Genomic DNA, 14,383 nt, shown 5'->3' with positions numbered 1-14,383 from the left:
TGCTCGCTTAGCCGGATCCGCAACGTGTTCTCCTTTGCGCCTGTCCAGTCCGTTCTCAAGGCGCTGCGGCTGCTGACCGAGGTCAACCGCTGCAGCGTCGCGACCGTCGGCGAGTTGCATCGCCGCACCGGCCTGCCGAAGCCGACGATCGTGCGGCTGCTCGAGACCCTGATCGGGGCCGGCTATGTCGTGCGCGACGAGCGCATGCGCGGCTATCTCGTGACCTCGCAGGTCGCGCATCTGAGCTCGGGCTTCCATGGCGCGCCGATGGTGATCGAGGCGGCGCGGCCTTGGGCGACCGCTTTGACGCGCCAGATCAAATGGCCCTGCGCCGTCTGCCTGCTCGACTATGACGCGGTGGTCGTGCGCTTCTCGACGATTCCCGACAGCCCGATCTCGCCCTTTCATGCGACCCTCGGCTATCGGCTGAATCTCGGCGGCCGGGCGCTCGGACGCGCCTATCTCGCCTTCTGCCCCGAAGAGGAACGAGAGGTGCTGCGCGCCGCCATGCGTAGCTCGGCCGAGCCGGAGAACAGCAGCCTCAGCGACGAGGATGTCGAGCGCATGATCGAGCAGGCGCGCCGGCGCGGCTACACCGAGCGCGATCCTGCCGCCGAGCCGCGCAATTCCGCGACGATCGCGGTGCCGATCAAGCTCGGCGAGCGCGTGCTCGCGACCTTCGGCGTCACCTTCTTCCGTGCCGCGGTTCCCAATCCCGACGACAAGGCCAGGATCATCCATCCGCTGAAGAAGGCGGCCGCCAATATCGAGGCGCAGCTCGATGCGCTCTCGCAATCCATGGGCGTTGCGTTTCAAGGCGAGAAATAGCGGGGCTTTCCCAAAGGGACGCGCGCGGCCCGTGCCTAGTGTCCGGACAACAGCTTCAAAGCAACTTTGTCTGGAGGAAACCTCAATGATGCGGCCGATCTCACGCCGTGGCTTCATGGCCTCTCTCGCAGGCGCCGGCGCGCTGGCCGCCCAGGGGAGGGCTTTCGCCGATACCTGGCCGAGCCGGCCGGTCACCATCGTCGTGCCGTTCCCGGCGGGCGCCTCGACCGATGTCGTCGCCCGCCTGCTGGCGGAGCGTCTGCGCAGCGAACTCGGTCAGGGCTTCGTCGTCGAGAACAAGACCGGTGCCGGCGGCAACATCGCGGCGACCGGCGTCGTCCGGGCGGCGGCGGACGGCTATACGCTGCTGTTCTCTTCCTCCGGGCCACTGGCGACCAACAAGCTGCTCTACAAGAAGCTGGCCTTCGACCCGCTTGCCGATTTCGCGCCAGTCGCGCTGCTTGGCGACGTCCAGGGCATCGTCGCGGTCCATCCCTCGCTGCCGGTCAAGTCCTTTGCCGAGCTCGTTGCCTACGGCAAGGCCAATCCGGGCAAGCTGACCTTCGGCAGCCCCGGTTTCGGGCTGATGGGCCATGTCACCGGCGAGCTGATCCAGCACAAGGCCGGCTTCCAGATGACGCATGTGCCCTATCGCGGCTCGGCCCCGCTCTCGACCGATCTGCTGGCGGGAACGGTCAATGTCGCCATCGACTTCATCCCCGCCTATATCCCGCATGTCAAAAGCGGCGCCATCCGTGCGCTGGCGGTGACCAGCGACCAGCGCGCCCCGCAATTGCCGGAGGTGCCGACTCTGGCAGAGGCAGGCCTGCCGGGCGTCAACGCGACGGGCTGGTTCGCGATGGTCGGGCCGAAGGGCCTGCCCGAACCGATCGTCGCGCGCATCGCCGCGATCACCCGCGCCTATGTCGAAAGCACGGAAGGGCGCGAGAAGCTCGCGACGATCGGCGTGCGTTCGCTCAGCGGCGATGCCGCGGCGGTGAAGGCCGCGCAGACGCAGGAAGTGGCGAAATGGGCGGAGGTCGTGAAGGCTGCGGCGATCTCGCTGGATTGATCCGAAAGTTACGAAGCAGAGCCTGGCCTGAGGTTCGCCCAGGCCAGGCTTCTCGTCTCCATTGGGCCAATCGGGTCAAGTCGCCTGACGTGACGAATATCGCGATTGGGTCAGCGGTCGGCGTTCTACTACTGCCGGAAAGCAGACATAACCAGGCGACCGTTGCTTACTAACCGCGACCGCCCTCAGCGGGCATTCGCAAGAGTCGCTGCTCACCAGGCGAGCCGCGGGCCGGTCATTGCACTCCGGTTTCCTCCCCTGGGCCAATTTGTCGCCCCAAGCCCGCCATGTCCCTAACTCGCCATTAACCTTGATCGTTCATTTCCTGGGACGGGTAGTGGCTTCGCGCGGGCTGTAGCTGCTGCGGTGCGAGGGTGACACACCATGCGGCTGATCGTCGGCGCAATCATTGTCTTCGTCTGCGTCTTCGGCAGTTACGCGGCCATGGGTGGCCACCTCCTCGTCCTTTGGCAGCCGTTCGAGTTCGTCATCATCCTCGGTGCCGCGATCGGCGCCTTCATCATCGGCAATCCCCCGCCGGTCCTCAAGGCCGTGCCTTCCATGCTCGGCACGATCCTGAAGGGCTCCAAGTACACGCAGGAATGCTACGTCGAACTGCTGGGGATGCAGTATTCATTGTACAAGCTCGTGAGGCAGAAGGGCATGCTCGCTGTCGAGGAGCACATTGAAAATCCGGAAAAATCGACGCTGTTCAATGCCTTCCCGACGTTCGCTGCGAACCATCATGCGGTCGAGTTCGTCTGCGACTACATGCGCATGCTGTCGCTGGGCGCCAACAACGCCCACGAGATCGACGCTCTCATGGACGAGGAACTGGAAACGCACCACCAGGAGCAGGAGCGTCTCGTTTCGGCCATGCAGTCGCTCGCCGACGGAACACCGGCGCTCGGCATCGTCGCCGCCGTGCTCGGCGTGATCAAGACGATGGGGGCGATCAAAGAGCCGCCGGAGGTGCTGGGACATCTGATCGGCGGCGCGCTCGTGGGCACCTTCTTCGGCGTCTTCGTCGCCTACGGCTTCTTCGCGCCCATGGCGGCATCGCTCAAGAGCACCTTCGAGGCGGAAGCCAAATACTTCCTGTCACTCAAGGCGGGTCTCCTTGCCCATGTCAGCGGCCAGCCGCCGGTGATGGCGGTCGAATTTGCTCGCAAGGCTCTGATGAGCGACGTCCGCCCGACCTTCAGCGAAGTGGAAGCGGCAACCGCCAAACTGGCCGCCTGATCCGGCCCAATCTCCAGCAGGGACTCGATGACCAAGCCCGCCCAGACGATCATCGTCAAGAAGGTCAAGAAGGCCGCGCATGCGCACCATGGCGGCGCCTGGAAGATTGCCTATGCGGACTTCGTGACCGCCATGATGGCGTTCTTTCTGCTGATGTGGCTGATCAGCATGACGACGCAGGAGCAGAAGGAAGGCCTGGCGGAGTATTTCGCGCCGGGGTCTTTGAGTCCCAGCACCAGTGGCTCTGGCGGCATGCTGTGGGGTACCGCCCTCGACAAATCAGGCAGCAAGCCGTCGCCGCCACGCGAGGTGGCGACAGGGGCCGCCAGGCCGGAGGACAGAGCGCGCCGGACCAACTCCGGCGGCACCGGCGACCGCGAGGAGGTCAACCGCTCGGCTGCCAGCCAGCAGGCCAACCACAGCGCGATAGCCAGCCTCCGGCAGGCGCTCCAGAGCATGCCCGAAATTGCCGAGCTGTCGCGCAACATCGTGATCGAGCCGACCAAGGAGGGGTTGGATGTTGCCCTCATGGACGAGTCCGGCCGCTCCATGTTCCCCGAGGGCTCGGTCCAGCCCTACCCGAGCACCCGTCGCGTGCTGGAGACGCTGGCGCCCACTTTGCGCCGCCTGCCCAACCGCTTGGCTGTCACCGGCCACACGGCCGCCGCGCGTCCGGGCTCGGCGGCGGGCGTCGATCCCTGGAGCCTTACCACCGGGCGCGCGCTCGCCGTGCGCGAGATCCTGTCGGGTGCAGGGTTCCCCAACGACCGCTTCGTTTCCGTGGTGGGGCGCGCCGACACCGAGCCGGTCTTCCCCGACAACCCCTACATCTCGCCAAACCGACGGGTAAGGATCACTCTGCTCAGTGAAGAGCCGCCATTGCCCCCGAACCTCTTGCGCTGAACACGTCGCCTCGGCCGCCTCACGGTCCGTTTGAGATTGAGCTCAAGGCTGACAACCCGTGAGAGGCTGATCGTTGCAACGCGGAGCATGTGCGTCCCGGCATCAGCGCCAGTCGATCGCGAAACGCCATCCATCACGTCAGGCTGTTTGCCAGCCAGGCCCCCGAATCCGGACACTGCAAATGCCCGCAATGGCGCGCGAGCGGACTGTCCCGCCAAGTCTCTCGCTTTATATCAGGCGGCAGCGTCGAGCCCCAAAAGCTCCGCCGCATGCCCGCCGGTCAGGCGCTTGATCTCGGCTTCCGTGAACTGCAGGTCGAGCAGGTGGCCGACGATCTCGCGATAACCGTCGATCGGGCGCGGCGAGCCGGTGAGGCCGAGATCCGAGCACAGCACGGTGTTCTCGACACCGGCGACCTCGATCACCCGGCGCAGCTCCGGCGGCTCGAACTTCTTCGATTTGCCCTCGACGAACATGCAGATCGAATGCTCCATCACCGCGCCGAGCGAGACGAGGTCGCGGATCTCCGCATCGCTGCAATTGTTGACCATGTAGGTCGGGTGGTTGACCAGGAGCTTCCTGACGCCGCGCGCATTCGCCTCCTCGAACACGGCGAAGAGTTCGGGGGTCGAAAGGTGCCCGCCGGCAAGGATGATGTCGCCGGCTGCGATCAGGTCGAGGATCAGCTTGACCTCGTCGGTGAGCTTGCCGTCGGCCCCGAAGGGCGTCAGCGGGATCGGATCGAGCATCTTCTGCGCGGTCTTCGGGAAGGTCTTCACCGCCCCGGAGGCGAGCACGTCGATATGGTTCTTGGCCGAGAGGGTCGGCATCCAGACGATTCTGCCGCCGAGCTTGATGGCATGGTCGACCGCATGCGGGTTGAAGCCGCCCGAGGCATTGTTGAGCGCGATGCCGGAGAACAGCCTGACGCCGGTGTCCGGCACCAGCTTCTCTAGCAGGATCGAATGGGCGGTGCCGAGGTAGAAATGGTCCTTGTAGACGACGGCGCGGAACTTCGCCGCGGCCGCGTCCAGCATCGCCTCGTGATGGTCGAGGATGCGCGGCATCGCGGCCGGGCCGCTATGGCAATGCAGGTCGACGGCGCCGACCAGGAGCTCGGCGATCTGGCGGCTGCGGGCGTCGGTGGTCTGAGTGTTGGCGGTCATGTCGCAAGCCCTTAGGCGGTTTCGCCGGGCATCGGATAATCCGCGGCGTTGATGACCCAGCCGGGCTTCTGCGAGAAGTCGAGGCGGGGCGGCGAGAAGATGTCGATCATCTGGTTCAGCCCGGGCAGGACCGAGCGCGAGGTGTGGATCGAGGGCGGCGGGATCACGGTCAGCGATGGCGCGGCCATCAATTCGTGCTCGTCCTCGCGCCAGATCCGCATGTCGGGCGTCCACGGCCAGCGGATGTCGTGGATATAGCCGCCGTCGATCACCAGCGAGCCCTGCTCGAAATCGTCATGGTGATGCGGCGAAAGCGCGGTGACGTCGCGCAGGCCAAGGCGCGGGTCGAGGATGTTCACCATCAGCGTGGTGCAGCGGAAGATGCGGCCGAAGCGGCCCTCGCCGCCGCCGGCATCAAGGCTGTAGGCGCGGATCTTGAAGCCGCCTGATGGCTCCGGCCAGGGAGTCAGCGGCGCCACATTGGCATGGGGCTGCGCATAGGAGGCGGCATTCGAACACGCTGCCGCCAGATCGGCTGCGACGCTGGAGAAGATGCGGATGACGCGGCCCGGGCCTTTGAGGGCGATGCGAGAGGCGACCGGCGGCATGAAGACGATCGAGCCGCCCGCGACCTCGACCGTCTCGGTTCCGGCCGTGACGGTCGCGCCGAGCTCCTTTTCCGGCAGGATCAGGCAGTATTCGTCCGGCTGCGCGTCGCGCGCCAACACGGCGCCCGGCTTCACATCCGAATAGGCGACAATGAAGTTCTGGCCGCGCGCCAGCCAGGTCCGCTCGGTCTCGTTCGCCTGCTGCGGTTCTTCGGCATAAAAGCGGGCATAGTCAGCGCCGGCATAGGCCTTGACCGGGGCGGCCTTCGCCGCCGCCGGCGCGGAGAGCTTTGAGCGCGGATCGCTGGAGGGGTAGCTCACGGGTCGGTTTCTCCTATCGGGAGCCTGGGTTCTCGACCCGGCTTCTGGCTATCTGCATCTGCGCCAGGGTTTCGCTCGCGGCCTTGCGCAGGAAGCCCTGGTCCGAGGACAGGATGAACGCGCTGGCGCCGCGTTCGGCGAAGCTGGCGGATTCCTCGCCATTGTCGGTCATCACGCAGACTGGCTTGCCGGCTTTCTTCGCAGCCTTGAGGATCGCATCGACCGCATCGCGGACCGCGGGTGCATCGCGGGTGGGGGCGCCGAAGGCGACGGTGAGATCGCCGCGACCGATGAAGACAGCGTCGAGCCCCTCGACTGCGAGGATGGCGTCGATCTGATCCAATGCCGACGGGTCCTCGATCATGGCGATTGTCGCCACCGCTGCATCGGCTGCGTCGACGAGATCCCACATCTTGCTGCCGCCATAGCGGCCGGCGCGGGTGACGCCGGAGAAGCCGCGCTTGCCACCGCGATAGCGGCAGGCGGCGACGAGAGCCTCCGCATCCGCCACGCTCGCGACATGTGGGGCGAGGATGCCGACCGCGCCGCAATCGAGCGAGGCCTGGATCGCGTCGCTCGCCAGCGTCGGGACGCGGACGACGCCGGCGATGCCGGCCGCCCGCGCCGCCAGCAGCACGAGGTCGGTCGTGCCGCGATCGAAGGGCGCGTGCTCCTGGTCGACGACGATGAAGTCGAAGCCGCTATTGCCGAGGATCTCGGTGGCGTGCGGGCTCGGCGTCTTGACGAAGCTCCCCGCCAGGAAGGCGCCGCTGACGAGGCGATGGCGGAAGCTGGTAAGGGCAGGGGGCTGCATGGATAGGCCGTCCCGATTTCGATAATCGGATGATGGCACTGCCGCTCTCGGATATCGCCGGAAGTCACCGCGTTTCACATCTCGAAATCAGCCGAGGCGCGCGCCCCCTGCGGCAGAAAGCCGTCAGGATCGTTCTGGGATCTGACGAGGAAACGTCAGATACGAAACTCGGGGGAGGGTATCCGAATGAAGACAAGCCTGTTGCTGATCGCCGGCCTGATGGCCGCCTCCGCCATGCCGGCTGCCGCCGGCACGCTCGAGACCGTGCGGAGCCGCGGCGAGATGATCTGCGGCGTCAGCCCGGGCGTCGCCGGCTTCTCGGTGCCCGACGAGGCCGGTCGCTGGGGCGGCTTCGACGTCGACATCTGCCGGGCCGTCGCCGCCGCCGTCTTCGGCGATGCCGGCAAGGTCCGCTACACGCCGCTCAGCCCGAAGGACCGCTTCGTCAGCCTGCAGAGCGGCGAGATCGACATGCTGTCCCGGCAGGCGACCTGGACCCTGTCGCGCGACACCCAGATGGGCCTGCGCTATGTCGGCATCGGCTATTATGACGGCCAGGGCTTCATGGTCCGCAAGTCGCTGAACATCAAAGCGGCCAAGGAGCTCAACGGCGCCTCGGTCTGTGTGCCGACCGGCACGACCACCGAACTCAACATCGCCGATTATTTCCGCGCCAATGGCATGAAATACGAGGGCGTCGCCTTCGAGGCCGGCGACCAGGTCGCCAAGGCGTTCGAGTCCGGCCGTTGCGACGTCTTCAGCAACGACGTCTCGGCGCTCTCTGCTTACAGGCTGAAGCTGGTCAACCCGACGGAATATGTGATCCTGCCCGAGCTGATCTCGAAGGAGCCGCTCGGTCCGGTGGTGCGCCAGGGCGACGAGGCCTGGACCAGCATCGTGCGCTGGTCGCTCTATGCCATGCTCGTGGCCGAAGAGCTCGGCGTCACCTCAGCCAATGCCGACGAGCAGAAGCGCACCGGCTCGCCCGAAGTCCAGCGCCTGCTCGGCGCCTCGGGAAATCTCGGCGAGTCGATGGGCTTGAAGCCGGACTGGGCGCTGCAGATCGTCAAGCAGGTCGGCAATTACGGCGAGGTCTACGAGCGCAATGTCGGCGCGGGCTCGAAGCTCGGCATCGAGCGCGGCCTCAACAAGCTCTGGACCAAGGGCGGCCTGCAATACGCCCCGCCGGTGCGCTGAGCCTCGGAGCGGAAGCGCGGGCGGAGCGTGATCGCGCTCCGCCTCGTGCTATGTGACCGTGCCACTCACAGTTCAGCATGTTCAGGGGAAACGATGTCTGCGGCGGGCTCTTATCCAGCGGATGTCCTCGAGCGTTTCGCAGCGGCGCTGCTGGAGGCCGTCGGCGCTCCGCCCGGCAACGCCGCGCTGACGGCCGAGGCGCTCGTCGATGCCGACATCGAGGGGCTGGCGTCGCACGGCCTGATGCAGCTGCCCAATTATCTCGAACGGATCGAACGGGGCTCGGTCGATCCCGCGGCCGAGGGCGAGATCGTCGTCGACAAGGGCGCGCGCCTGACGCTCGACGCCGGCAACGGGCTCGGCCAGGTCACGGCCGAGCGTGCCTGCGACATCGCGATCGCCCGGGCCGCCGAACACGGCGTCGCGATCGTGGCCGTCCGCAACGCCTTCCATTTCGGCGCGGCCGGGCGCTTCGCCCGCAAGATCGCGCTCGCCGGCAAGATCGGCATCGTCATGGCCAATACGCGTCCGATGCTGCCGGCGCCGGGCGGAGCCGAGGCGGTCGTCGGCAATAATCCGCTGGCGATCGCCGTGCCGACCGGTGGCGAACCCATCGTGCTCGATCTCGCCATGAGCGCCGGTGCGCTGGGCAAGATCCGGCTGGCGATGAACAAGGGCGAGTCCATCCCCGAGGGCTGGGCTCAGACGGGCGAGGGGGTGCCGACCCGCGATGCTGCGGAAGCCATCAAGGGCGTACTCCTCCCAGCCGCAGGCGCCAAAGGATTCGGGCTCGCCTTGATGGTCGACCTGCTTGCCGGCGGACTGTCGGCCGGCGGCGTCGGCAGCGACGTCCAGCCGCTCTATGGCGATTCCTCCCGACCCTATGGCAGCGCCAACCTGGTTATGGCGATCGAGATCGAAGGCCTGCGGCCCGTCGCCGACTACGAGACCGTCGCCGCCGGCTTCGCCGACCGCATCCGCCACTCGAAGCCCGCTCCGGGCGCTGCTCCGATACGCGTGCCCGGCGACCGCGCTGCCGAAGCCCGAAAGCGTTTCGACGGGAACTGCGCGCTGGCGGCGGAGACGCTTCAGGCCCTGCGCAAGCAGGCCCGCCGCCTCGGCGTCGCGATCCCGGACGCGCTCGGCGATTGAGCTGGGTCGCGGCCGGCATGAACGCGGCCAGGTGCATTTCGTTGATATGCAAAACGAGATATTGTAGGTCAAACAATGGCGGCCGACATCGCGTCGATCGTCGTGAGGAGAAGGCTGCATTATGGCATCGCAATCGTCCCGTGCTCCAGCCCTCTCCGGCAAGGTCGCGATCGTCACCGGCGGCGGTACCGGCATTGGCCTCGCCATCGCCAGGATGTTCGTCGATGAGGGCGCGCAGGTGGTGATCGCCGGCCGCTCCCAGGCGGCGCTCGACGAGGCCGCCGCGGTGATCGGGGCGCATGCCATCGCCGCCGACGTCTCGCAGGAGGCCGATGCCAGCAGGCTCGCCCAGGACACGGCCGCGCGCTTCGGCGGCGTCGACATCCTCGTCAACAATGCCGGTGTCACCGGACAGGTCGCCAATGCCGAGGATCTCGACATCGCCCAATGGGACGAGACCATGGCGATCAACATCCGCGGCACGATCCTGTGCATCAAGCACTGCGTGCCGCTGATGCGGGCCCGCGGCGGCGGCTCGATCATCAACATGTCGTCGCTGATGGGCCTGCGCGGCTATCCGATGCGCAGCGCCTATACCGCGACGAAATTCGCGGTGATCGGCATCACCGAAGCGGTGGCGCAGGAGGTCGGCGTCCACGGCATCAGGGTCAATGCGCTCTGCCCCGGCGCGGTCAATGGCGAGCTGATGCAGCGCGTCATCGCCGCCCGTGTCGCCAAGGAGAACCGGCCGGCGGAGGAGATCATCCGGCTCAATTACACCGACAAGGCGGCGCTGAAGCGCTGGGTCGAGCCGGAGGAGGTGGCGCGCGCCGCCTTGTTCCTGGCGAGCGAGCAATCCTCCTCGATCACCTCCGAGCGCCTCAAGGTCGACGCCGGCCGGATGTAATCCGGCCGGGAGCTCAGCGGCAACCGGCTCGCGCGTTCAAGCCGCCCGGCTGCGCGGCATCGGAGCCGTAGCGGGGGGCTTCTGATCGCCTTGCGTGCGGAAGGCGCAGACGAGCTGGCTCAGCCGCTCGATCTGCGTCAGCAGCGTGCGCGCCGAGCCTGCGCTCTGCTCGGCGAGCGCGGCATTCCGCTGTGTGATCTCGTCCATATGGCTGACGGCCTGGCTCATCTCCGCGATGCCGCTGGCCTGTTCGCCCGCCGCGGCCGCGATTTCGCCGACCGTCGCCGAAACCCGACCCGACGCTCCGACGATCTGCTCGAGCGTATCGCCGGCGAGCCTGACCAGCCGCACGCCCTCGGTCACTTCGCTGCCGGAGGTGCCGATCAGGCCGGTGATATCCTTGGCGGCCTCGGCCGAGCGTTGCGCGAGGGCGCGCACCTCGGCGGCGACGACGGCGAAGCCCCGTCCGGCATCGCCGGCGCGGGCCGCTTCGACCGCGGCGTTGAGCGCGAGCAGGTTGGTCTGGAAGGCGATGCCGTCGATCACGCCGGTGATCTCGGAGATCTTCCTGGAAGCGTCTTCGATCCGCGCCATCGCTGCGATCGCTTCCTTGATGATGCCGCCGCCCTCGCTTGCGACCGCCGTCGCTTCGTCGGCGAGCGCCGTCGAGGCGCGCGAAGACTGGGCCGAACTCTTCACCGACGCCGCGAGTTCCTCCGTTGTCGCCGCCGTCTGCTCCAGGGCGGAGGCCTGCTGCTCGGTTCGCTCCGACAGATCGGCCGCGCCGTCGCTGATCTCCTGCGAGGAGGCGGCGATGGCGGTCGAGCTCGCCTTGATCGTCGCGATCATCGTGCCGAGCCGCTCCATGGCGTCGTTGAAATGCGTGCCTATCATCGCGTACTCGGCCGGCATGTCCTGGGTGATGCGGACGGTGAGGTCGCCGTTCGCCAGCGCCGCCATGCCCTCGCTGACCAGGGCGACGGCCTTTTCGCGCTCGGCGGCCTTGGCCTGTTCGCTCGCGCGCGCCTCGGCTTCAGCCTTCAGGCGGGCCGCCTCCGAAGCTTCGAGATAGACGGAGATGGCATAGTCCATGTCGAGCAGGCAGGCCTTGACGATCGCGGCGATCTCCGCGGCCCGCTCGTTCGCGCCCGGCAACCTGGAGCCGAAGCGGCTCTTCGGCCAGCGCTCCTCCAGCACCTTGCCGATCAGCTGCGACAGCAGCAAAGCGTAGCCGCCGATATACCAGCGCGGCTCGAGTCCGATCCGGGCATGGACCTGGCCGACGCGGGTGACGGCCGCGACATAGTCGGCGTCGAACTGCCCCGTGGCGATCCGTGCCCAATGCGAGGCCTGCCTCGCCTTGGCGCCGCCGAGCTGCTCTTCGCTGCGGAACAGGGCGTTGGTCTCCGGAAAGGCCCTGATCTGCGTATAGAACGCGTCGAGCGCCCCCGGAAGCGCCGCGACGATCGTCTTCTCGACAGCGCGGATCTGCTGTCGCGCCTGTCCGTCGAACTGCAGGAACTCGAGTCGCCGGGCGAGATCGTCGGACGCTGACATCGCTTCTTCCCTCAACGCATCGCCGCTCTGGGCACAAGGTCGGTCGAGGAAGCTCTGGAAGCCGCATGGTTAAGAATTCCTACCGGCGGCAAGGCCGGTCGGGGATTTTCGCGGTCGCGACGCGGCGAAATTGATCTGGATCAAGCCCGCTCGACGCCGAGGCAGCCCCTCGGGGAGGGCGAACTCCATAGCCGAAGCGGCTCCTTCACCAGCGCAATAGTCGTGGGAAGACCAGTGCGCCGAGGCCACTGACCGCCGCGATTGCGATCGTGTACCAGGTCGCCAGGAACGGCACAGCGTCGTCCGGGCAGTGCAGGCTGTAGGCGATGGTGGCGAGGCCGGCCGACGCGAGGCCGGCGCAGGCCCCCGTCAACCTGCCGTCGACCGGTGCGCCGCGGCGCGCCAGCCCGAGCAGGACGATGAGCGGGACGAGCGCATAGAGCGGCACCGCGACGAGGCAGGCGCGCCAGTGGCGGCCGAAGATCAGCGCCCCCCATTGCTCGGCGGGCGCCTGGGCGAGCGTGACCAGCGCCCAACCGACCACGAGCGCGATCGGGATGACGATGAACGGCAGGCTTTTGCCCGGCTTCAGCCCCGGCCGAAGGCTGCGCTGGAACAGCACGAGCGCGATGCTCGCGACACTGGTGCCGAGCATCGCCTTAGCGATCACGGGCGGCGTCAGCCAGGCGCTGGCGAGGTCCGGACGTGCACCCAGGGCGAGAAGGACGAGCAGGGCGGTGAGCGCCAGCGCCGCCAGCGCGCAGAGCCAGCTGGCGCGGCGCAGCCAGCCGGTGTCCACCGGGCGGTGGCCGGCGGTCATCACGGCGATCAGATCATCGGTCTGCATGGTTGTCGGTTCCACTCGGCAGGGAATTCGCGCCGAGCCGGCGAAAGGTTACGCAATCACGATCGCGCAGGAAGATCATCCCGGTCGCTCCCCGCGTCGGGACAGGAATTTGGCCATGGCCTGCAGGCCGCGATGGATCGCGACCTTGGCCGCCGTCTCGGTCATGCCCGCCGCTTGCGCGGCCTCGGCGACGCTCGTGCCCTGGAGCTTGACCCGGTCGATCAGGCGGCGCGTGCGCTCCGGCAGGGCCGCCATGGCGCGTTCCAGATCGAGCTTCGCTTCCGAGGCGCCGCCGTCGGCCGGGCCGGCGAGCTGATATGCCTCGTCGTCGAGCGGCAGGTTGCCGGCATGGCGGCCGGAGCGGCGCAGATGGTCGACGAGCTTGTAGCGCGCGATGGCATGCGCCCAGGCCGTCACCGGACTGGAGCGATCATAGGTGTGCTGCGAGAGATGCAGCGCCAGCAGCGCTTCCTGCAGCACGTCCTCGGCTTCGCTCGGCTCGCTGCGCCCGGCGCGAGCCAGCATCCGGCGCAGATAGGCGCGCAGTCGCACGCTGATCGTGTCGAGGAAGAGGCGATAGGCGGCGCCATCGCCGGCGAGCGCGGCGAGGAAGAGAGGCCGAAGCTGCGTTTCGAGTTCGTCGAGCGACAAGGCTTGCGTGCTGTTCGGGGAGCCGCGGGATGGGCAGGCTTATTCCGTCGCACGCTCATGGCGGGCTCACAAGCCCGTGACCAGCCGCTGAAGCGGCCGGGCCGCGCCGATACGCTCGTATGTACGTGAGGGCCGCGACCAGGCGCTCGTATGGGGGCAGATATGGTGCCGTTAGCTCGCCTCGTCCTGCCACTGGCCGCGATCGTCACGATGGCAGTCTTCGCCGGCTCGGCGTTGCAGGCTCAGCAGGGCAAAGTCGGCACAACGGCCGACGCCTGTCCCGTGATCGAGGGCTGCACAGTCGCGAGCGGCCGTTACCGCATCCTCCTGCCGCCCCGACCCCACGCGGAGCCCCTCGGCGCGATCATGTATTTCCACGGCTATCAGGGATCAGCAGACGAGACGATCGCCGACCCTGGCCTCGTAGCCGTCGCCCGACGACTTGGCGTCGCGCTGATCGCGCCCGACGGAGCCGGGCGCACCTGGTCCTATCCCGGCTCGCCTGCACGTCACCGCGATGAATTCGCCTTTGTCGGGCAGGTGCTGGACGATGCCCTGCCGCGCTTTTCAATAGACCCCCACCGCATCCTGGCGAGCGGTTTCTCGCAGGGCGGCTCGATGGTCTGGTATCTCGCCTGCCGGATGCCGCAGCGCTTCGCCGCTTTCGCTCCGATCGCCGGCGCCTTTTGGGAGCCGTTGCCCGAGAGCTGCCAGGGCCCGCGTCCGCCATTGATCCATGTCCACGGCACGAGCGATGCCACGGTGCCGCTGGCCGGCCGCGCTCTGCGCTCCAGCGCCCGGCAAGGCGATGTCTTCAAGAGCCTTTCCATCCTTGCACCGGCCGGCTGCACCGCCGGCTGGGCGGAGGATGCTCGCGCCGCTCCTGCGCCGGGGACCCTGATCTGCCGGGTTGCGAAGGGTTGCGGCGACCAAGCGCGGCTCGAGCTTTGCCTGCACGGCGGCGGCCATGTCGCCGACGCGGCCTGGGTCGAGCGCGCCTGGCGGTTGACGATGCCGGCGGGCTCCCCCGTCGCCGCGAGGCGAGGCGGCCTCACGTCTCCGTGATCGTGTAACCAAACCCCCGTCCCGCGCGATCTCTCCCGCATGGCCGCCGCAGC

At 67.6% G+C, this 14,383-nt stretch carries 14 protein-coding genes; 8 read left to right on the top strand and 6 right to left on the bottom strand.

Annotated features, from left to right (window positions below; genetic code table 11):
* Positions 1 to 24: 24 nt before the first annotated feature.
* The 4 genes from ASE66_RS04650 to ASE66_RS04635 all read left to right on the top strand — a co-directional run bounded on the left by ASE66_RS04650 (position 25) and on the right by ASE66_RS04635 (position 4,045).
* Positions 25 to 828, top strand: a complete 804-nt coding sequence (locus tag ASE66_RS04650) for a DNA-binding transcriptional regulator (protein WP_057188358.1) — start codon at positions 25 to 27, stop codon at positions 826 to 828.
* A gap of 85 nt (positions 829 to 913) precedes the next feature.
* On the top strand, positions 914 to 1,900 hold the full coding sequence (locus ASE66_RS04645; RefSeq protein WP_057188357.1) for a Bug family tripartite tricarboxylate transporter substrate binding protein: 987 nt from the start codon (positions 914 to 916) through the stop codon (positions 1,898 to 1,900).
* A 384-nt stretch (positions 1,901 to 2,284) separates the two neighbouring features.
* Entirely contained in the window at positions 2,285 to 3,142 is an 858-nt protein-coding gene (gene motA / locus ASE66_RS04640; RefSeq protein ID WP_057188356.1) for a flagellar motor stator protein MotA, read from the top strand.
* Between the two features lie 27 nt (positions 3,143 to 3,169).
* Positions 3,170 to 4,045, top strand: a complete 876-nt coding sequence (locus ASE66_RS04635; protein ID WP_057188355.1) for a flagellar motor protein MotB — start codon at positions 3,170 to 3,172, stop codon at positions 4,043 to 4,045.
* Between the two features lie 233 nt (positions 4,046 to 4,278).
* On the opposite strand, the gene ASE66_RS04630 is transcribed toward ASE66_RS04635, so the two are convergent.
* From ASE66_RS04630 to ASE66_RS04620, 3 genes are read right to left on the bottom strand one after another with little or no spacing between them, the layout of a single operon-like run.
* Positions 4,279 to 5,211, bottom strand: coding sequence for a DUF6282 family protein (locus ASE66_RS04630; protein ID WP_057188354.1), 933 nt, complete (start codon positions 5,209 to 5,211; stop codon positions 4,279 to 4,281).
* 11 nt (positions 5,212 to 5,222) lie between these two features.
* A complete protein-coding gene (locus ASE66_RS04625; protein WP_057188353.1) occupies positions 5,223 to 6,140 on the bottom strand; it encodes a hypothetical protein in 918 nt (305 codons plus the stop codon).
* Between the two features lie 13 nt (positions 6,141 to 6,153).
* A complete protein-coding gene (locus ASE66_RS04620; RefSeq protein WP_057188352.1) occupies positions 6,154 to 6,954 on the bottom strand; it encodes an HpcH/HpaI aldolase family protein in 801 nt (266 codons plus the stop codon).
* A gap of 186 nt (positions 6,955 to 7,140) precedes the next feature.
* On the opposite strand from ASE66_RS04620, the gene ASE66_RS04615 reads away from it, so the two are divergent.
* From ASE66_RS04615 to ASE66_RS04605, 3 genes are all read left to right on the top strand, one after another.
* Positions 7,141 to 8,151, top strand: a complete 1,011-nt coding sequence (locus tag ASE66_RS04615) for an amino acid ABC transporter substrate-binding protein (RefSeq protein WP_057188351.1) — start codon at positions 7,141 to 7,143, stop codon at positions 8,149 to 8,151.
* A gap of 93 nt (positions 8,152 to 8,244) precedes the next feature.
* Positions 8,245 to 9,303, top strand: a complete 1,059-nt coding sequence (locus ASE66_RS04610) for an Ldh family oxidoreductase (protein WP_057188350.1) — start codon at positions 8,245 to 8,247, stop codon at positions 9,301 to 9,303.
* Between the two features lie 121 nt (positions 9,304 to 9,424).
* Positions 9,425 to 10,210 carry an SDR family NAD(P)-dependent oxidoreductase gene (locus ASE66_RS04605; protein WP_057188349.1) on the top strand — a complete coding sequence of 262 codons (786 nt, stop codon included), beginning with the start codon at positions 9,425 to 9,427 and terminating at the stop codon, positions 10,208 to 10,210.
* 36 nt (positions 10,211 to 10,246) lie between these two features.
* Here ASE66_RS04605 and ASE66_RS04600 read toward each other — a convergent pair whose 3' ends face one another.
* The 3 genes from ASE66_RS04600 to ASE66_RS04590 all read right to left on the bottom strand — a co-directional run bounded on the left by ASE66_RS04600 (position 10,247) and on the right by ASE66_RS04590 (position 13,265).
* The gene (locus ASE66_RS04600) at positions 10,247 to 11,767 is read right to left on the bottom strand and encodes a globin-coupled sensor protein (protein ID WP_082613194.1); all 1,521 of its coding nucleotides are present in this window, start codon (positions 11,765 to 11,767) and stop codon (positions 10,247 to 10,249) included.
* Between the two features lie 205 nt (positions 11,768 to 11,972).
* Entirely contained in the window at positions 11,973 to 12,614 is a 642-nt protein-coding gene (locus ASE66_RS04595; protein ID WP_057188348.1) for an NrsF family protein, read from the bottom strand.
* Positions 12,615 to 12,689: 75 nt separating this feature from the next.
* Complete coding sequence (locus tag ASE66_RS04590; protein WP_057188347.1) at positions 12,690 to 13,265, bottom strand: sigma-70 family RNA polymerase sigma factor; 576 nt, start codon at positions 13,263 to 13,265, stop codon at positions 12,690 to 12,692.
* Positions 13,266 to 13,427: 162 nt separating this feature from the next.
* On the opposite strand from ASE66_RS04590, the gene ASE66_RS04585 reads away from it, so the two are divergent.
* Entirely contained in the window at positions 13,428 to 14,330 is a 903-nt protein-coding gene (locus ASE66_RS04585; protein WP_057188346.1) for an alpha/beta hydrolase family esterase, read from the top strand.
* Positions 14,331 to 14,383 lie beyond the last annotated feature (53 nt).

Origin of the sequence: Allobosea sp. Root483D1, from assembly GCF_001429505.1 — a bacterium.
Classification (GTDB): domain Bacteria; phylum Pseudomonadota; class Alphaproteobacteria; order Rhizobiales; family Beijerinckiaceae; genus Allobosea.
This window is presented reverse-complemented; position numbering and strand designations above follow the sequence as displayed.

Bases quoted from the DNA above. Each gene is read 5' to 3' on its own strand.
- ASE66_RS04595 (WP_057188348.1), bottom strand. From the start codon at position 12,614: ATGCAGACCGATGATCTGATCGCCGTGATGACCGCCGGCCACCGCCCG.
- ASE66_RS04610 (WP_057188350.1), top strand. From the start codon at position 8,245: ATGTCTGCGGCGGGCTCTTATCCAGCGGATGTCCTCGAGCGTTTCGCA.
- motA (WP_057188356.1), top strand. From the start codon at position 2,285: ATGCGGCTGATCGTCGGCGCAATCATTGTCTTCGTCTGCGTCTTCGGC.
- ASE66_RS04635 (WP_057188355.1), top strand. From the start codon at position 3,170: ATGACCAAGCCCGCCCAGACGATCATCGTCAAGAAGGTCAAGAAGGCC.
- ASE66_RS04630 (WP_057188354.1), bottom strand. From the start codon at position 5,211: ATGACCGCCAACACTCAGACCACCGACGCCCGCAGCCGCCAGATCGCC.
- ASE66_RS04605 (WP_057188349.1), top strand. From the start codon at position 9,425: ATGGCATCGCAATCGTCCCGTGCTCCAGCCCTCTCCGGCAAGGTCGCG.
- ASE66_RS04620 (WP_057188352.1), bottom strand. From the start codon at position 6,954: ATGCAGCCCCCTGCCCTTACCAGCTTCCGCCATCGCCTCGTCAGCGGC.
- ASE66_RS04645 (WP_057188357.1), top strand. From the start codon at position 914: ATGATGCGGCCGATCTCACGCCGTGGCTTCATGGCCTCTCTCGCAGGC.
- ASE66_RS04615 (WP_057188351.1), top strand. From the start codon at position 7,141: ATGAAGACAAGCCTGTTGCTGATCGCCGGCCTGATGGCCGCCTCCGCC.
- ASE66_RS04600 (WP_082613194.1), bottom strand. From the start codon at position 11,767: ATGTCAGCGTCCGACGATCTCGCCCGGCGACTCGAGTTCCTGCAGTTC.
- ASE66_RS04585 (WP_057188346.1), top strand. From the start codon at position 13,428: ATGGTGCCGTTAGCTCGCCTCGTCCTGCCACTGGCCGCGATCGTCACG.